Consider the following 17732-nt stretch of genomic DNA (forward strand, 5'->3'; position numbering starts at 1 on the left):
GTGCCCTGCCTCCCTGGCACCGCTCTGGCTTCACCCTGACACCCCGTGCCAGCGTGCTGTCTCAGCCCTTCAGCGGGACGATCTGGTTGGCCAGCAGCGCTTCGTACGCCTCCGGGTTGTAGCGGGCCAGGTGGCCGCGCGCCTTACGCCGGTACTTGAGGATCTGCCGGGTGCCGATCGCCCACAGCACGTACTGGAACGCCAGCGCGAACTTGAAGTCCTCGATCGTCTGCGGCGCCCCGCCGGACGAGGTGTCGAGCAGGATGCCGACCATGCCGATACACAGCAGCGTCGCGATGAACCCACCGGTGTTGACCATCCCGTTGGCAGCACCGAAGCGGGTCGACGGGTTGAACGTCCGCGCGTAGTCCAGTCCGAGCATCGACCCCGGACCACCAGCAGCCTGTACGACGATCAGTAGCAGAAGCACCGGCATCGGCGCCTGACCGGGCCACAGCAGTACGACGGTCCACATCAGCACCGAGCCCGCGATCACCGCCAGCACGATCCAGGACCGGTAGAACGGGAACCTGGCGGCGTACCGCCCGACCAGCGGGCCGTAACAGAGCCCAGCAAGCACAGGGAGGATCAGCATCGCCGCAGCGGTCGTCGGGGCGAGGCCCTGGCCCTGCACGAGGAACGGGTAGCCCCAGAGCAGTCCGAACGTGCTGCCGGAGAAGCTGGTCGTGAAGTGCGTCCACAGGCCCAGCCGCGTGCCCGGCTCCTTCCAGGCGCGACGCAGGTTCTTCTTGACCTCGTGGAGCGGCTGCTTGGCGCGGCGGAGCGGTTCGTCGTACGGCGTGTCCTTGATGAGGAACAGCACCAGTACGCCGGCCACCAGGCTCAGCACGCTCGCGCCGGCGAACGTCGGCGTCCAGCCGAAGGCATGGAACGCAGCAGCCATCGGAACGGTCGACATGATCGCTCCGAGACCACCGAGCATTCCGGTCGCTTGTGACATCACCGGCTGCCGCAGTGCGGGGAACCAGGACATAACCACGCGCAGCACGCTGATGAAGACCAGTGCGTCGCCAACACCCAGTACTGCGCGTGCAGCGAGCGCGGCGGGGTACGAATCGACCAGGCTGAACGCTGACTGCGCTACGAACAGCAGTCCGGACGCAGCGATCAGCAGCCGCTTGGAGCCGTACCGGTCGAGCAAGATACCGACGGGCACCTGCATGGCGGCGTACACAGTGAGCTGTACGACGGTGAAGCTGGCCAGTGCGGATGCGGAGATGTGGAAGCGCTCAGCGGCTTGCAGGCCGGCCACGCTCATCGAACCGCGGTGCAGCACCGTGACGAGGTAGGTCAGGACAGCAGTGGTCCACACCGCCCAGGCTCGCCGACCGCCCAGGGGGAAGAGGAGTTCGGTCACCGAGTGCCCCGCAGATCATTGGCGGCTTCGGCAATGTGCGCGACGACGAGCTCACGGAACCTCTTGACGCTGTTTCCGCCGAGCGCGTCGATCATCTCCTGGTGTGCGGTGATCGACTTGTCCATCCTGGCCGGCTGCACCTCGATACCGGGTACGCCCATCCGGACCTGGCGATCACGCAGGCTGTTGTAGAGCTTGGCGAGGATTTCGTTGCCAGCGGCACCGACAATGGCCTCGTGGAAGGCCCGGTCGGCCTCGAGGAAGCTCTTCGCGTCACCTGCCTTGCGGTGCGCGCGCATCTCGTCGACACGCTGGCTGAGCCGCTCGATCAGTTGCTTGCGCCGCGGCCACACCTTGGCGGCGGCGTGCGTCTCGAGCAGCTCGCGGGCCTCGAGGACGTCCTCGATCTCCTGCGGCAGCACGGGAAGGACAAGCGCGCCCTTCTTCGGGTACAGCTTGACCAGTCCGGATTCCTCGAGGCGGAGCAGGGCTTCGCGGACCGGCGTACGGGAGACTCCGACGGCCGTGGCGAGCTCGCCCTCGGTCAGGAGCTCGCCGCCTGGGTAGGCGCGATCGAGGATCGCGGCCTTCACGTACGCGTAGACGCGCTCGGCCGCGGGGATCTTCTCCACGCCCGGCGCAGCCTCGACCACCACTCGGGCGATCTCTGCGGTCTCGTCTCCCAGGATCAATGCATCACTCGCCGGCTCCGGCGCCCCGCTCACCACTGAACTCCCCAACCCATACGACTGGTATCTCTGTTGTATCTATCTTACACACACAGCTAATCCACTGGCGGCGCCGGTTATTCCCCAGCTTGTCCACGAGTTATCCACAGGCGAATCCACAGCATGTGGGCAACTGAGCGTGAACTGATGGACGCTAAGTAGTGACGAATGCAGGGTTTCCCCTGCGTTGTGGATGAAGAACTCCGCCGGTCCGGAAACCGCTCTAGAGTCTCGGGATACGGCCCGGGCCCGTCCGCCCAGGCCCAGCCATGAGGAGGCAGCGTGTTCCGAACTTCCCGTCCCCGCCGGCTGTCCGCAAGCCTGGCCGCGGCCACGCTGGCGCTGACGTCCCTCAGCGCCGCGACGGCGTACGCCGCACCGGCCGCCGACCCCACGCCCGGTCCCCTGATGAACTACGTGATCAACACGAAGGCATCGCCGGGGCACGTCCGCAAGGTCGAGGACGCGGTCAAGCGCGCCGGCGGGACAGTGCTCTCGTCGTACCGGGACTTCGGGGTCGTCGTCGCCCAGTCGACGAACGCGAACTTCAAGGTGGACGTGCGCGCCGGACGCAACGGCCGCGAGGTGCAGTCCGTTGGTGCGACTCGTACTGCGGCGGTCTCCGAAGGCGCTCAGACCGGGTTGAACTCGGTGGACGAGACCGCGGCGACGCCGGTGCTCGACCCGCGCGAGAGCGAGCAGTGGGACATGGTCCAGATCAAGGCGGACCAGGCCCACAACGTCACCGACGGCTCGCGGCGCGTGCTGGTCGGCATCAACGACAGCGGTGTCGACGACACGCATCCTGACCTCGCGCCGAACTTCGACGCGCGCGACTCCGTCAGCTGCGTGAAGAACGGCGTACCGGACCAGACGCCGGGCATCTGGCGGCCGACGACCAGCCCGCACGGCACGCACGTCGCAGGCACCGTCGCCGCCGCGCGGAACGGGATCGGCATCGTCGGCGTCGCGCCGGGCGTGCGGATCGCGTCGGTCAAGGTCGTGAACGACGACGGCTTCATCTACCCGGAGTACTCGATCTGCGGGATCGTCTGGGCCGCGGAGCACCACATGGACGTGACGAACCACAGCTACTTCATCGACCCGTTCCAGTTCTGGTGCAAGGACAACGGCGACCAGGGCGCGGTGCAGGAAGCGGTACGACGCGCGTACGCGTGGGCCACTGACCGCGGGACGCTGTCCGTCGCCGCGGCCGGCAACTCGAACTACGACCTGTCAAACAAGACCACGGACACCACCAGCCCCAACGACTCGACCCCGGTCAGCCGGACGATCAACAACAACTGCCTCGACATGCCGACCGAGCTCCCCGGCGTGATCACCGTCGCCAGCACCACGCAGGCCCGGGTCAAGAGCAGCTTCTCGAACTTCGGCCTGAACAAGATCGACGTCGCGGCCCCTGGTAGCTCGATCCTGTCGACGCTGCCCGGCGGCGGCTACGGCCTGATGAGCGGTACGTCGATGGCGTCGCCGCACGTCACCGGCATCGCCGCCCTACTCAAGTCCACCCACCCGTGGTGGGGCCCGCGCGACCTCGAGCGAGCCCTCCAGCGCGAGGCCGACGACACCGCCTGCCCTGCAACTCCCGATGCCCGCTGCACCGGCACCACCGCCAACAACGCCTTCTACGGCGAAGGCATCGCCGACGCCCTCGACGCCGTCCACCGCTAAAGCCGAGTGGGGGTCCACCGCCCGGGACCCCCACTCATTCATCAGTTGGGTAAGCCCATCGCGGTGCTACGCGCGACTCCTTCGTCGCCGTGCTACGCGCCGCCCCACCCACCCCCGGCTCATCGCCGTGCACTCCTTTCCGGCTGCCGCCGGGCCCTTCCGGCTGTCGCCGGGCCCTTCCGGCTGTCGCCGGGCCCTTCCGGCTGTCGCCGGGCCCTTCCGGCTGTCGCCGGGCCCTTCCGGCTGTCGCCGGGTTCTGCTCGCTACCGCTCGCAGGTGACTGCTGGGCCGGTGCCGGCGGTGCGGGTGAACTGTCGCCGGCGTGCATGCGAGCTGGGCTCCTGGCCCACTGCTTGCGCCGGAGCAGCTCCTGCTGGTGCCAGATCCGCGCTGGGCATTCAGCCAGCGAGTCCGGCGAGTCTCCTCACCGCTGCCAGACCATCGGGCGTTCCAGGCCAGTGCTTCTCCAGCGCTTCCGGCCCAGCCCGCCGAGTGACCGACCTCAACGCGAGGGCGACGATCACCGCGTCGTCGGCGTACCCGATCACCGGAATGAAGTCCGGCACGAGATCGATCGGCAGCGCCAGGTACGCAAGCAGCAACCACAGCCTCAACCGAACCCCGCCCGAAAGCGTCTTGTCCCCCGCAAGCCGCCGAAGCATACGAACCAGATCAGGCAGCAGCCGCATCGCATCCCTGACAGTCAGCTCGTCCGGCTTCCCGATCCACAACGCCACAATCAGCGCCATCCAAAGCAGCAACACACCACCCGCGACGCCGATCAGCACGGACCACCATGTGAAGCTCACGTCGCCCAGTCTGCTGCACTCACCACGCGGCCAGACAGCGTGGCTTACCGGACGGAGAACGTCCGCAATCAGGGTTAGATTGCCAGCATGTCCAGCTTCACGATCAAAGCGCTGACGTCAGAGACGTTCGACGACTTCGCGGCTCTCGTCGAGCGGAACAAGGGCATGTTCGCAAGCTGCTGGTGCACGAAGTTCCATCCCGACTGCGCGGAGAAGGGCCAGAGCGCCGAGGGAAACCGGGCACTCAAGCAACGCCTGGTGGCGGATGGGATCGCGCACGCGGCACTGGTCTACGACGGCGACCGTGCCGTCGCGTGGGCGGAGTACGGATCATCCGAGGAGCTGCCCGACATCCAGCACCGGAAGGAGTACCTCGCCACCGTCGAGCGCCTGCCCGACTACCGCGTCACCTGCATCCTGGTCGAACGCGCCTTCCGCGGTCAGGGCCTGGCGGCGATCGCCCTCCGCGGAGCCGTCGAACTGATAGCGCAGGCCGGCGGTGGCGTGGTCGAGGGCTACCCGCACGACACCGGCGGGGTCCGGAAGAGGAACTCGTCGTTCCTCTACAACGGCACCCGCACGATGTACGAGCGCGAGGGCTTCACCTACGACCGCCCCAAAGGCCTGGGCAACTGCGTGATGGTGCGCGAGGTGGCACCGAGTACCCGCTAGGGCACGGGGAACTCGCGTGGCGGACCCTCGCCGGTGGCACCGTCGAACGCTTCGCGCAACAAGTCGGCATGGCCGGTGTGGCGCGCGTACTCCTCGATCATGTCGCTGATGAGCCGCCGCAGACTCATCCCGCCTTCGGGAGCGTAATCAAGACCCGACTCGGACAGGATGCCGGCGACCGTGGCGCGAGAACGATGTACCGCCCGCACCCAAAGATCGCGGAGCGCCTCGGGTTCGTCATCCTTGGCCGAGTCCCAAGCCCAGGTCTCCCACGTGGCCTCGTGATCGACGTCCCGGAACTCAGGTAGGACCGGCGCACCGGCCAGATCGCTCTGAAACTTCAACTCCTCGCAGAGCGCCAGGTGCTTGAGAAGCCCACCAAGAGTCACCGCAGACCGCCCCACCTGCAACTGCAGGCCGTCCGAGTCCACATCCCAACATTTCCAGGCGAACGTACGACGATTGCGCTCGAGCGTAATGAGCGCGGTCTGGATCTCATCGCCATGCATGAAAATCTCGACGTCCCACTCGGGAGGTCGCCCAGCCGTGAACCCGGGCGCACTCGTCAGCGGCAACGCCGGAGCAGAGTTCGTATCCATGCTGGCAGCGTAAAACCACAACCGGACGATCTACTTCCGGAACTACGCTCGTCTGCTCAGCCGCCGGTGATCAGCAGGAGTATTCCGGAGATGACGAGACCGGCCTCGACCAGGATGACGAAGACGGAGACGGGTAGCCGGTCGACAACCTTCTTGCCGGCCCAGGCGCCGCCGGCTGCTGCCGGAGCGAGTCCAAGGCCGATCAATCCGGTACGCCAGGTGAGAACGGCGGCGGCGCCGAACACAATCAGCTTCGTGAAATGCATGACAACAGCCGAGGCTGCTTCGGTGCCGATATACGCGCCGCGTACCAAGCCGCGCGCGAGGAAGAACGGCGCCACCATCGGCCCCACACTGCCAACCAGCGCAGAACCGACCCCGGACGCCGCACCGATGGCAGCGAACCCACGATCGCTCACCCGGGCCGTGTGCGGCCGGACGCGACGCCAGATGACTATGGCGAGCAGGAACGCCCCGACGATCCGCGTCAAAGCCGGCAGTGGCGCACTGGTCAACAGCAACGCCCCAGCCACCGCAGCAGGCACCGCACCGATGGCGAAGATCGCGACGAGTCGCCGATCGACCTCATGGCGGTTGAACCAGACCCGACTGCCGTTGCTCGCCAACTGCGCAACAGTCAGCACAGCCACCGCGTCACGCGCACCGAACACCGCAACAAACACCGGCAACAACAACACCCCACCACCGAAGCCCGCGACTGCAGACAACAGCGCGGTCCCGAACGATGCAACAAGCAGAGCCACACCCAGCCACACGTCGTGCGCCATGACGTGAGCCTTCCAGATATCGCCGATCGGGGGCTGACACCCCTTCCCCTGGCGAGCGTCGAGGCATGTTGCGCCGCAGCACGGCGCGTAGCCCGCGATGAGCCGCCCGCAGCCAGCCCAACCGATACGAACCCGCGGCACCACGCGGCGGTCGCACGCGCCATAGCCCGCAGCCACCTCGACGAGTACGACCCGCACCACCGCGGAGCCTGCCCCAGCCACCTCGACGAGTACGAACCCGCCGCACCACCGCGGAGCCTGCAGCGGCCACCTCGACAGATACGAACCAGCCGCACGCGAGGCCGTCACCGCGCGGCAGCGCGCACGAGTCCAGGCGACAGCCCGCAACTCCGGCGCCAGCCGGAAGACCCCGGCGATAGCCGGAAAGGATGCTCCGGGCGATAAGCCCGGGGGTGGGCGGGTGCGGCGCGTAGCACGGCGACGAAGGAGCCGCGCGTAGCCCCGCGATGGGCTGACCGCCGTACGGACTAGGCGAGGGTGATGAGGACGATGCCTGTGACGACTACGGCGGCGGCTGCGGCTCGTTTGGGGCCGAAGCGTTCGTTGAAGAAGAGGGTGCCGATGAGGGCTCCGAAGATGATGCTGGTTTCGCGGAGGGCGGCGATGGCGGCGAGGGTGCCTCGGGTTTGGGCCCAGAGGACGAGACCGTACGCCGCCATCGAAACGACCCCGCCGAACAGGCCCGAGAAGATCGCAGGCTTCGGCAGGTTGAAGGCCTGGGGACCGCGCCACAGCACAACAGCGAGCGGGACCGCGAAGCCCTGCAGCATGAAGACCCAGCCCATGTAGGTAGCGACCGGCATCTTGTGGACGGCGACCCCGTCGACGACCGTGTACGACGCAATCATCAACCCGGTCCCGAACGCAGCAAGCAGCGCCGGCAACTGACGACGACCGGGTCGGCCGATGAACACCAGTCCGATCAGCCCAGCAGAGATCAGCAGTACTCCGGCCAGCTCGATCACAGCAAGGTGCTGGTGCAGTACGACGATCGACACCACCGCCACCACCCACGGCGACGTACCGCGGGCCAGCGGATACATCTGGCTGAACTGACCCAGCTGGTACGACGCCAGCAACCCACCCAGATAGGCAAGGTGCAGCAGCGCCGACGCGACGATGTACCCCCACGTGCCGGCGGGCGGCAGACCCGTCAGCAGGATGGCGACGAGCCCGATCACCCCGGCCGCGAGCTCGAACAATGCCAGCCCGGCAACACGATCCGGGGCACCGTGGGCCATCGCGTTCCACGTCGCATGCAGAACCGCGGCCCCCAGCACCACAAAGATCACCAGCACTGCCCCACCCTCTCACCGCCGATCCGAGAAGGCAGCCGGATTATGCCAGCCGCAGACCGGTGACTGAGTAGGTTCGGCGCATGCGACTTGTGCGGCAGGAGGAGTTCGGCGGACCTGAGGTACTGCGGGTGATCGAGGTGGAGCGCCCAGTACCCGGCCCGACAGAGGTGCTCGTCGAGGTGCACGCCGCGGGAGTCAATCCGGTGGACTGGTACAGCCGCGCGGAGGAGGCGTACCTCGGCTCACCGCCGTACACAGTCGGTTGGGACGTAGCCGGAGTCGTGGTCGAGGCCGGGCTCGGAGCAAGCGGGGTAGCAGTCGGCGACGAGGTACTAGGTATGCCGTGGTTCCCGCGGGAGGCCGCGGCGTACGCCGAGTATGTGACGGCGCCCTCACGCCAGTTCGTACGCAAGCCGACCAGCATGTCGTACGCCGAAGCAGCCGGACTCCCCCTGGCCGGGCTGACCGCGTGGCAAGCGCTCGTCGACGTCGCCGACGTACAGCCCGGACAGCGGGTGCTCATCGACGCAGCAGCCGGCGGAGTCGGCCACCTGGCGGTTCAGATCGCGAAGGCCCGCGGCGCGTACGTCGTCGGCACGTCGAGCGCCGGCAAACACGACTTCCTGCGATCCCTTGGCGTCGACCAGCCGCTCGACTACCGGGACCCGGCCGCCGACCCAGGCACCCTCGACGCGGTCATCGGCCTGGCAGGCGACGACAGCGACCGCCGCTGGCTGGAGTTCATCAACCCCGGCGGCATCCTGGTCGGCGTACTGAGCGGTGTGCCCGACGACTTGGAGCAGGCGGCCAAAGACCGCGGCGTGCGCTCCGGCCGTCTGCTTGTGGAGCCGGATCGAATCGGCCTCCAAGGGCTAACCGACCTCGTCGAGACCGGCAAGCTGCGGGTGCACGTCGAGCAGACGTTCCCACTCGAGCACGCACCCGAAGCCCATCGCCTCGGCGAAACCGGCCGAGTCACCGGAAAGCTGGTGCTCACAGTCCGCTGACCGTCGATGATGATCCCGTGGACTACTCCGTCGAGCAGCGCTTCTACGACGCCGCAGCGCGCCATACGCCCGGCGCGACCGACTTGATCGACGTGGCCACCCGGTTCCTCGCCGAGGGCCTCGACTCCCCGACCCTGCGTGAGTTGGCCGGCGCGCCTCGATCGACCCGTTCCAAGGACCTGCGCACGCTCATGCGGAGCTCGCTTGAGGAGCTCTCGATCCCCCGTCCCGTCCGCGATTCGCCCGGTCAGAAGGTGACTGAGGACGGCACGACCTACGCCCGGCTCCCCACCGACGAGGTGCGCTTCGAGATCGTCCAGGCGCGCGAACTCGAACGGTCCTTCGAGATTCTCGTGTACGTCAACGGCTTCGAGATCACCGAGGCCGGCGCCGGGATGGGCATGCACCCGTTCGACCTGATCGTCCCGACGAATCAGCTCGTCGCGACGGTGGAGCCACGGCGGGTTTTAGTTGCCCGATGCACCTGTGGCGAGCCGGGCTGCGGGTCGACCGAGGCGCTGGTCACCCGCGACGGCGGTGTGGTTCATTGGGATTGGTACGCCGATGTGCCGTTCGATCACGGGGTTTCGTTCGGAGCTGCGGCGTACGACGTCGCGATCGAGCAGCTCGCGGCGGATCAGAGTTGGCAGCGGCCGGTCGACACGGTGTCGCGGCTGGTACTGGAGGGCGTGGATCGCGATTCGCTCAGCCGTGTCGGGCTCGAGCTGAGCTGGGCCGCGGCGGATCATCGGGATCCGGACAAGTTCCTGGTGGCGTTGTTCGCCCCGGCGGAGAAGTTCCAGGTGTTCCTGCGGTTCCCGCTGCGCGGGCGATCACCGGAAGAAGTGGCCGACGAGGTGATGCGTAGGCTTCGGACACCACCACGGAGTTGGTCCGTAACGTTCCATTCGATGGTCGTCGGTCAGCGGGGCCGGCCCTCGATGGCCGGGTGGCGGTGGCGCTCAGAGGACGCCTGGCACTAAGCCGAGCTCGCGGAGGCTTTCGGCGGTTTCGAGGATGGTCGTTTTGAGGTCGCGAGGTTGCCAGGCGAGTTCGATGCGGGCTCGGTCGTTGTGGATAATCGGGCGAGGTAGGTCGGGGCCGGGGGCTTCTTCGGTGGGCGCAGGTGGGCCCAGGAGTTGAGCTATTTCCAGAAAACTGGTGGTCGGATCGTTGGCGACGGCAAGGAAACGTTTGCCTGCGGCATCGGGTGTGGCCATGGTGCGAATGTGGAGGTCGGCGACATCGCGTACGTCGACCACGCCGAAGCGGGCTCGTGGCGCGACCTTCATCGTGCCGTCGAGCATCGACTTGATCAGCTGGGTCGACGAACGGAGGTTGGTGGTGAGGGTCGGGCCGAAGATGCCGGTCGGGTTCACGACCACGAGTTCGGTGTCGGCGTCGCGCATCAGGTCCCAGGCGGCGCGCTCGGCGATCGCCTTCGAGCGTGGGTACGGCGCGAGGCCGGGCGTATCGGGATCCGTCCAGTCGTCCTCGGTGAACTCGGCGGTGGGCTTCGGCGTGTAGCCGACGGCCGCGAACGACGACGTGAGTACGACGCGCCGCGCGCCGGCGTCACGCGCTGCCCGCAGTACCCGCAGCGTGCCTTCGCGTGCCGGGACGATCAGCTCGTCGGGATCCTCCGGCTGGGTGAACGGGATCGGCGAGGCGACGTGATGAACCTCATCGCAGCCCGCGACCGCGGCGGGCCAGCCTTCATCGGACATGAGGTCCGCAACCACGATCTCCAGGCCCGCATCGTCCGCGCCACCTCGGCGTACGGCGGCACGCAGTTCGGCGTTGCGGCTCGTCGAGCGGACCGTCGTACGGACCTGATGGTCGTTGCGGAGGAGAAGAGCGATCAAGTGGGTGGCGAGGTAGCCGGAGCCGCCGGTGACCAGGATCATCGGAGTACCTCCACGACGCCGATCAGGCGCTGGATCGACTCGGCCTCGGCGGTGTCGTCGCCGCGGTCGCGGGCGTCCCAGAGCGCGGCCTTCTCGCGGAGGTACTCGAGCCGCACGCGCTGCGCGGCGATCTCGGCCTCGATCCGCTCGGCGTGGCGCAGGAGCAGGTCGCGTTGTTCGGCCGCGGCCTGGCGACCGCGGGTCCGGTTGGCGAGGTACGTGCGCATATCGCTGATGCCGACGCCGACCGCGCGGAGGCAGGCCAGCGCTTCGAGGGTGTCGACGTCCGCGTCGCGGTAGCGGCGGTGACCGCTCTGCGCGTCGCGGTCGATCGGGCCGATGAGGCCGGCGTCCTCGTAGTACCGCAGCGTCGGCTCGCTCAGGCCGCTCCGTCGGGAGACTTCCTGAATGGTGAAAACCGTCATGCCGCCACGGTCACACACCTCAAGCGCTTGAGGTCAAACAGAAGGGCCCGGGGGTTACCCGGGCCCTTCTTTCGGACTATCAGAACATCAGCGCGCGGGCCGGGTCCTCGAGGATGCCGGCGACGTCGGAGAGGAAGATCGAGCCCTTCTCGCCGTCGATCAGGCGGTGGTCGAAGGACAGCGCGAGCGTGGTGATCCAGCGCGGGACGATCTCGTCGTCCACCACCCACGGCTGCTTGCGGACCGCGCCGAACGCGAGGATGGCGGCCTCGCCCGGGTTGATGATCGGCGTACCGGCATCGACGCCGAACACGCCGACGTTGGTGATCGTGAACGAGCCGCCGGCCTGGTCGGCCGGTTGGGTCTTGCCCTCGCGGGCGGTGGCGACCAGGTCGTTCAGCGCCTTGCACAGGTCGGGCAGGGTGAGCGAGTCGGCGCCCTTGATGTTCGGGACGATCAACCCGCGCGGGGTGGCCGCGGCGATGCCGAGGTTGACCGCACCCTTGTACACGATCTCCTGCGCCTGCTCGTCCCAGGCCGCGTTGATGATCGGCGTACGACGGGCTGCCAGCGTGACTGCCTTCGCGACGATGAGGAGCGGGGAGACGCGGAGGTCGCGGAACGCCTTGTCGGCCTTCAACCGCTCGACGAGCTCCATCGTGGCGCTGACGTCGACGGTGATCCACTCGGTCACATGCGGCGCGGTGAACGCACTGGCAACCATCGCCTGCGCCATCACCTTCTGCACACCCTTCACCGGCACGCGGGTGTCACCCTGCGCACTCACAACCGGCGCGGGCTCGTACTCAACCGCAGCCGGAGCGGCGACGTGCCCTTCGACGTCCGCGCGCGTGATCACACCACCCGGCCCGGTAGCAGTCACCGAAGCCAGATCAATCCCCAGATCCTTCGCCAACTTCCGCACGGGCGGCTTAGCCAGCACATGCACCGCAGCACCGTTGCCCTCAGCAACAACTGGTTCAGGTGTGGGTGCTGGGGTTGCAATCGGCGGTGCAGCAACAGGTGCAGCAACAGGTGCAGCAACAGGTGCAGGACCAGCCGACTTGCGGGCTCGGCGTTTGGCTTCGGTGGTTTTGGGGCCGTAGCCGACCAGGACTGCGGTGCGGCCGCCGGACTCTTCTGGCTCGGGGATCGTTGGTACGAGGTCCTCGGGAGAGCCGTCGGCGGAGTCGGTCTGGACCGAGATGATCGGCGTACCGACGGGAACTGTCTCGCCTTCGGGCACCAACAACTCGCTGATGACCCCGGCGAACGGGACCGGTAGCTCGACCAGCGACTTCGCGGTTTCGATCTCGACGATGGTGTCGTTGAGCTTGACCGTGTCGCCGGGCTTGACCTTCCAGCTGACGATCTCGGCCTCGACCAGCCCCTCACCGACGTCGGGGAGGCGGAACTGCTGGATGCCCATCAGTACTCCATCACCCGGTCGACGCCGTCCAGCACCCGGTCCAGGTCAGGCAGGTAGTCGTCCTCCATCCGCGACGGCGGATAAGGCGTGTCGTACCCGGTCACCCGCAGTACGGGAGCCTCGAGATGATAGAAGCACTCCTCGGTCACCCGCGCCGCGATCTCAGATCCCGTCCCGAGCGACAGCGGCGCCTCGTGCACCACCAGCGCCCGCCGCGTCTTCTTCACCGACGCGAAGATCGTCGCGAGGTCCAGCGGCGCGATCGTCCGCAGGTCCACGACCTCGAGGTTGCGCCCGTCCTCGACCGCGGCCTCGGCCGCCTGCAGGCAGGTCTTCACCATCGGGCCGTAGCAGAAAAGCGTCGCGTCGGTGCCCTCGCGGACCACCTTCGCCTGGTGCAGAGGCTGCACGGGCGGCACGGACTCGTCCAGCTCCGCCTTCTCGTGGTACCGGCGCTTCGGCTCGAAGAACACGACCGGGTCGTCCGACGAGATCGCCTGCTGGATCATCCAGTACGCGTCCACCGGATCGCCACACGAGACCACCTTCAGCCCCGGGACATGCGCGAACAGCGTCTCCGGCGACTCCGAGTGGTGCTCGACGGCGCCGATGCCACCGCCGTACGGGATCCGGATGACAACCGGCATCTTGATCCGGCCCGCGGAGCGGTAGTGCATCTTCGCGACCTGGTTGATGATCTGGTCGTACGCCGGGAACACGAACCCGTCGAACTGGATCTCGCAGACCGGCCGGTACCCGCGCAGCGCCAGGCCGACCGCGGTGCCGATGATGCCGGACTCGGCCAGCGGGGTGTCGATGACGCGGTCCTCGCCGAAGTCCTTCTGCAGGCCCTCGGTGACGCGGAAGACTCCGCCGAGCTTGCCGATGTCCTCGCCCATGACGACGACCTTCGGGTCCTTCTCCATCGCGGCCCGCAGGCCCGCGTTGATGGCCTTGCCGAGAGTGATCTTGGTCATCGCTCAGCCCTCGCCTTCGAACGACGCAGCGTACGCGGCGTACTGGTCACGCTGCTCGGCCAGCTGCGGCGTCTCCTCGACGTACACGTGCTGGAAGAAGTCGGTGAGCACCGGCTCCGGCAGCGCGAGGCAGCCGGCCCGCAGCTCGGCGGCGATCTTGTCCGCCTCGGCCTCGACCTCGTCGAAGAAGTCGTGGTCGATCCCGGCGTGCCGGGCCAGGTACGCGTGCACGCGCTCGATCGGGTCCTTGAGCTTCCAGTGCTCGAGGTCCTCGTTCAGCCGGTACTTCGTCGGGTCGTCGGACGTGGTGTGCGCACCCATCCGGTACGTGTACGCCTCGATCAGCGTCGGCCCGCTGCCTTCGCGGGCCCGCTTCAGTGCCTGCTGCGTGACGGCGTACGTCGCGAGCACGTCGTTGCCGTCGACGCGGACGCCGGGGAAGCCGAAGCCGGCGGCGCGCTGGTACAGCGGGATCCGGGTCTGCCGGTCGATCGGCTCCGAGATCGCCCACTGGTTGTTCTGGCAGAAGAACACCACCGGCGCGTTGAACACCGAGGCCCAGATGAACGCCTCGTTCACGTCGCCCTGGCTGCTGGCGCCGTCACCGAAGTACGCGATCGTCGCCTCGCCGCTCTCGGCGTCGCCGATCGCGTGGTCGCGCTGCTGACCCATCGCGTACCCGGTCGCGTGCAGCGTCTGCGCGCCGATCACGATCGTGTACAGGTGGAAGTTGTTGTCCTTGGGGTCCCAGCCGCCCTGGTCGACGCCGCGGAACAGGCCGAGCAGCCGCAGCGGGTCGACGCCCTGGCACCACGCGACACCGTGCTCGCGGTACGTCGGGAAGACCATGTCCCTGTCGTTCAACGCCCGGCCGGAGCCGATCTGCGCGGCCTCCTGACCGAGCAGGGACGCCCACAGCCCGAGCTCACCCTGGCGCTGCAGGGCGGTCGCCTCGGCGTCGATCCGGCGGACCAGGACCATGTCCCGGTAGAAGCCCTTGATCGCCTCGTCGTCGAGATCGAACGAGTAGTCCGGGTTCTCGACGCGCTCACCTTCGGGCGTCAGCAGCTGGACGAACTCGACCTCTTCGGAGGCCTGGGGCGGACTGACCGGCGCCTCCACGGGCGCGAACACTTCCGGGGGAGTCCCCGGCACCGACTCACTCACATGCACTCCTCGGGTTCGAGCGCGGGATCGCCGCGACCGCAACGTTGCACGGGGCCGGCCCGTTTCGCCGGATGAGGCTTTCGCAGGCTGGTCCGCGTGATTCCAGGGGTTGATGCACTGCTGGTAGTGGACCACCTCACCGGTCTCACTCCCATCTTGCCGGACACCGTACCGACCGGGTGCCTGATCCGCTAACTGTCTGGACGCTCGCGGGTACGGCGGTACCGAAAACGGTCTCAGGATGAGACACCAGTCCATCCACTGGTCCCATCCCAGCGCTCATATTACAGAAATCCGGCACATCAACGACATGTGTCACAAGTTCGTCTCGATCAGGGCAGTTTCTCCAGCCGGACCAGCTTGAAGTTGGTGCCTTCGCGGTCGCCGTCACCCGGGGTGTTATCTCCGTCATGTACGGCGAACAACCCGTGCGGGAACCGCGCTCCGAGCGGCTCGGTGGTCACCGCGGCACCGTCGCTGTGCTGTACGCCGTCCGCCGCCGGGCCGTCGACGACCTCGAATCCGGACCGGTAGACCAACCGGCGCCCGTCCATCCGGTAGCTCGCGAACGTCGAGTCGCCCTGGCTGGACGCGTACAGCGTGCGCCGACCGTGCTCGTACGCGATCGTCAGACCCTCGGCGTCGGCACTGAGGTGCTTGCCGGCATCCGGGCTGACCGGTCCGGCCGCCTCACACTCCTCGGTCTGCTCGTTGTAGACAGCCTTCTGGCCGAACTCGCGGACCTTCTCCAGCAGCTCCGGCATGCCGTGCTGCGGGATCCGCCAGATGCCGACGTCCTCCTGGGCGGCGTACAGGTCGTTGGTGGTGCGGTCGAACACCATGCCCTCGAGCTGCGGCCGATCGCCCGGCTCCTCGCACGGCGACCAGGTGGTGCCGTTCGACAGTTTGAAGCTCGCCGGCAGATCGACATACCAAACCGTTTGGTATGTCGTCTTGCCGCGGCCGTCCGGGACGAGCCGGAGGAACGCGACGCGCGTCTCGCTCCGCCGGGTCACCGCGACGACGGGCTGGCCCTTGATCGAGGTCGCCGCGAGACCGTACGCCGTGTGCTGGTCCTGCACCTCTTCTCTGTTCTTACTGAACACGAGCGGCGCCCGGTCGCTGGTGACGTCGGTGAGCCGGCCGTTCTTGATCGCGTACGTGCGGAGCTGGTCGCGGCCGCGGTCGGTGACGACGGCGAGGTTCCCGACGATGTCGACGTTGTTGAACCGGCCTGGCTCCTGCCCCTCCTCCGGCGCGGGCGGCGTGGCGAACCGCTGCACCTGTTTGCCGGTCAGGTCGAAGACCGTGAGCCCGCCGTTCTTCAGCGTGCCCAGGACAACGCTGCGCCCGGGGTTCTTCTGGTCGACCCAGATCGCCGGGTCGTCCGCGTTAGCATCGCCGCCGGCCTCGTCGTCCCAGTTCGGCGCGGTCTCGGCGGCGGCGGTCACCTCCGTCAGCCCACTCGCGTACGCCGGGTGCACCCCGAGCGTCACGGTCAGCGCAGCAACGACTACACCGGCGATCCGCATCTTCGTTCTCCTCACGACGACGGCAGTAGCCGCACCCTGCCCGGTGCCGATGGCCTGGCGGGAAACAGCGGATTGCTGGCCGGAAACCGCCTTGTGCGGCAGTTCGCCGAGCCATAGCGTAAGGGTCATTAGCGCATGACGCCCCTGACATCGTGAGGAGACTTCGATGGCCGCCTCCGCTCCGGCCGCAGCGGTCGAGACCGGTTCCCGCCCGGCCTCCGGCGCGATGATCTGGACCGCGCTCACGGTCGTGTACGTCGTCTGGGGTTCGACGTACCTCGCAATCCGGGTGGTCGTTGACGCGGACATCCCGCCGATGCTCGGGATGGCGACGCGCTTCCTCACAGCCGCAGTACTAATGGCGGCCGGCCTGGCTTTGAAGTCCGGCTGGAAGCGGCTGCGGATCACGCGGCAGGAGGCGATCGGCGCGGCGACTGTCGGCGTACTGCTGCTTGCCTTTGGCAACGGTGCGGTGGCGATCGCGGAGCAGACGGTCCCGTCCGGGTTGGCGGCACTGCTCGTCGCGGCGATTCCGTTGTGGCTGATGTTGCTGCGGGTCGGCGGCGGTGAGCGGCCGCGCGCGATGACGTGGGTCGGCGTACTGATCGGGTTCGGCGGGGCGGCGTTGCTCGCGTTGTCGGGTGGCAACACGAGCGCCAAGCCGTTGTCGGTCGCGATCCTTGTCGTCGGCACGATCTGCTGGGCGATCGGTTCGCGGTTCGCTCCTCGGCTCGGACTGCCGCGGGACCCGCTGGTGACGGCGCTCTACGAGATGGTCTTCGGCGGTACGGCGATGGTGTTGCTCGGCGTACTGCGTGGCGAGCCGGCGCGACTGCAGCTGGGTCGGATCGACGGCTCGGGCTGGATCGGGCTGGCGTACCTGGTCGTGTTCGGATCGCTGCTCGCGTACACGGCGTACTCGTATCTGCTCGCGAACGCGCCGATCTCGCTGGTCGGGACGTACGCGTACGTGAACCCGGCGGTGGCTGTGTTCCTGGGGTGGCTGATCCTGAGCGAGAGCCTGACCTGGCAGATCCTGCTTGGCGGCGCGGTGATCATCGTGGGCGTTGCGCTCGTGGTCACGTCGGAGCGGCGGCGCAAGTAGTACAGCCGGCGGGCGCCGTCGCACGGCGCAGTACGGCGTAGACAAGGAAAGACCCGGGCCCACGAGGGACCCGGGTCTCCCACCGCTGCCGATGCGCGCGGCAGCGGGCCTGACGCCGGTCGCGCCCTGCCCCGAAAAAACACGGCGCGAAACTCCGGCAATGGTTCCAACGATATTCCGGCGGATCGTGCTATTGCC

17 protein-coding genes are annotated in these 17732 nt (G+C 67.7%); 5 read left to right on the forward strand and 12 right to left on the reverse strand.

Annotation, left to right across the window (positions count from 1 at the left end; genetic code table 11):
- Nucleotides 1–61 precede the first annotated feature (61 nt).
- Together ACFWUU_RS26655 and ACFWUU_RS26660 are read right to left on the reverse strand one after the other, a co-directional pair.
- The gene (locus tag ACFWUU_RS26655; protein WP_137256129.1) at nucleotides 62–1378 is read right to left on the reverse strand and encodes a nitrate/nitrite transporter; all 1317 of its coding nucleotides are present in this window, start codon (nucleotides 1376–1378) and stop codon (nucleotides 62–64) included.
- Nucleotides 1375–2103, reverse strand: a complete 729-nt coding sequence (locus tag ACFWUU_RS26660; RefSeq protein WP_233714871.1) for a GntR family transcriptional regulator — start codon at nucleotides 2101–2103, stop codon at nucleotides 1375–1377. Before ACFWUU_RS26660 ends, ACFWUU_RS26655 begins: the two co-directional genes overlap by 4 nt.
- 285 nt (nucleotides 2104–2388) lie before the next feature.
- Between ACFWUU_RS26660 and ACFWUU_RS26665 the strand changes: the two genes are divergently transcribed.
- The gene (locus tag ACFWUU_RS26665) at nucleotides 2389–3798 is read left to right on the forward strand and encodes a S8 family serine peptidase (protein ID WP_380179235.1); all 1410 of its coding nucleotides are present in this window, start codon (nucleotides 2389–2391) and stop codon (nucleotides 3796–3798) included.
- A gap of 398 nt (nucleotides 3799–4196) precedes the next feature.
- Here ACFWUU_RS26665 and ACFWUU_RS26670 read toward each other — a convergent pair whose 3' ends face one another.
- Nucleotides 4197–4607, reverse strand: coding sequence for a YkvA family protein (locus ACFWUU_RS26670; protein WP_380179237.1), 411 nt, complete (start codon nucleotides 4605–4607; stop codon nucleotides 4197–4199).
- A gap of 87 nt (nucleotides 4608–4694) precedes the next feature.
- Here ACFWUU_RS26670 and ACFWUU_RS26675 point away from each other — a divergent pair, with 87 nt between their 5' ends.
- Nucleotides 4695–5279 (forward strand): GNAT family N-acetyltransferase, encoded by a 585-nt coding sequence (locus ACFWUU_RS26675; protein ID WP_380179239.1) that lies wholly within the window; start codon nucleotides 4695–4697, stop codon nucleotides 5277–5279.
- Here the strand turns inward: ACFWUU_RS26675 and ACFWUU_RS26680 are convergent.
- From ACFWUU_RS26680 to ACFWUU_RS26690, 3 genes are all read right to left on the reverse strand, one after another.
- On the reverse strand, nucleotides 5276–5878 hold the full coding sequence (locus tag ACFWUU_RS26680; RefSeq protein WP_380179241.1) for a DUF664 domain-containing protein: 603 nt from the start codon (nucleotides 5876–5878) through the stop codon (nucleotides 5276–5278). The genes ACFWUU_RS26675 and ACFWUU_RS26680 overlap by 4 nt on opposite strands.
- A 56-nt stretch (nucleotides 5879–5934) precedes the next feature.
- Nucleotides 5935–6666 carry a TSUP family transporter gene (locus ACFWUU_RS26685; protein ID WP_380179243.1) on the reverse strand — a complete coding sequence of 244 codons (732 nt, stop codon included), beginning with the start codon at nucleotides 6664–6666 and terminating at the stop codon, nucleotides 5935–5937.
- A 488-nt stretch (nucleotides 6667–7154) separates the two neighbouring features.
- Nucleotides 7155–7985: an EamA family transporter gene (locus tag ACFWUU_RS26690; protein ID WP_380179245.1), complete on the reverse strand. Its 831-nt coding sequence runs from the start codon at nucleotides 7983–7985 to the stop codon at nucleotides 7155–7157.
- An 80-nt stretch (nucleotides 7986–8065) separates the two neighbouring features.
- Between ACFWUU_RS26690 and ACFWUU_RS26695 the strand changes: the two genes are divergently transcribed.
- Both ACFWUU_RS26695 and ACFWUU_RS26700 read left to right on the forward strand, forming a co-directional pair.
- Entirely contained in the window at nucleotides 8066–8992 is a 927-nt protein-coding gene (locus tag ACFWUU_RS26695) for an NADP-dependent oxidoreductase (RefSeq protein ID WP_380179247.1), read from the forward strand.
- A 17-nt stretch (nucleotides 8993–9009) separates the two neighbouring features.
- Nucleotides 9010–9975 carry a hypothetical protein gene (locus ACFWUU_RS26700; RefSeq protein ID WP_380179249.1) on the forward strand — a complete coding sequence of 322 codons (966 nt, stop codon included), beginning with the start codon at nucleotides 9010–9012 and terminating at the stop codon, nucleotides 9973–9975.
- Here ACFWUU_RS26700 and ACFWUU_RS26705 read toward each other — a convergent pair.
- The 6 genes from ACFWUU_RS26705 to ACFWUU_RS26730 form a co-directional block, all read right to left on the reverse strand.
- Nucleotides 9955–10899 (reverse strand): NAD-dependent epimerase/dehydratase family protein, encoded by a 945-nt coding sequence (locus ACFWUU_RS26705; protein ID WP_380179251.1) that lies wholly within the window; start codon nucleotides 10897–10899, stop codon nucleotides 9955–9957. The genes ACFWUU_RS26700 and ACFWUU_RS26705 overlap by 21 nt on opposite strands.
- Entirely contained in the window at nucleotides 10896–11324 is a 429-nt protein-coding gene (locus ACFWUU_RS26710) for a MerR family transcriptional regulator (RefSeq protein ID WP_380179253.1), read from the reverse strand. The genes ACFWUU_RS26705 and ACFWUU_RS26710 overlap by 4 nt, the downstream gene beginning before the upstream one ends.
- A gap of 79 nt (nucleotides 11325–11403) precedes the next feature.
- The gene (locus ACFWUU_RS26715) at nucleotides 11404–12753 is read right to left on the reverse strand and encodes a dihydrolipoamide acetyltransferase family protein (protein WP_380179255.1); all 1350 of its coding nucleotides are present in this window, start codon (nucleotides 12751–12753) and stop codon (nucleotides 11404–11406) included.
- A complete protein-coding gene (locus tag ACFWUU_RS26720; RefSeq protein ID WP_137256122.1) occupies nucleotides 12753–13730 on the reverse strand; it encodes an alpha-ketoacid dehydrogenase subunit beta in 978 nt (325 codons plus the stop codon). Before ACFWUU_RS26720 ends, ACFWUU_RS26715 begins: the two co-directional genes overlap by 1 nt.
- 3 nt (nucleotides 13731–13733) lie before the next feature.
- A complete protein-coding gene (gene pdhA / locus ACFWUU_RS26725; protein ID WP_380179257.1) occupies nucleotides 13734–14897 on the reverse strand; it encodes a pyruvate dehydrogenase (acetyl-transferring) E1 component subunit alpha in 1164 nt (387 codons plus the stop codon).
- A gap of 332 nt (nucleotides 14898–15229) precedes the next feature.
- Nucleotides 15230–16558: a phytase gene (locus tag ACFWUU_RS26730; protein WP_380179259.1), complete on the reverse strand. Its 1329-nt coding sequence runs from the start codon at nucleotides 16556–16558 to the stop codon at nucleotides 15230–15232.
- Nucleotides 16559–16595: 37 nt separating this feature from the next.
- On the opposite strand from ACFWUU_RS26730, the gene ACFWUU_RS26735 reads away from it, so the two are divergent.
- Entirely contained in the window at nucleotides 16596–17534 is a 939-nt protein-coding gene (locus ACFWUU_RS26735; protein WP_380179261.1) for an EamA family transporter, read from the forward strand.
- Nucleotides 17535–17732 lie beyond the last annotated feature (198 nt).

This window comes from Kribbella sp. NPDC058693, from assembly GCF_042715335.1.
Classification (GTDB): Bacteria; Actinomycetota; Actinomycetes; order Propionibacteriales; family Kribbellaceae; genus Kribbella; species Kribbella jiaozuonensis.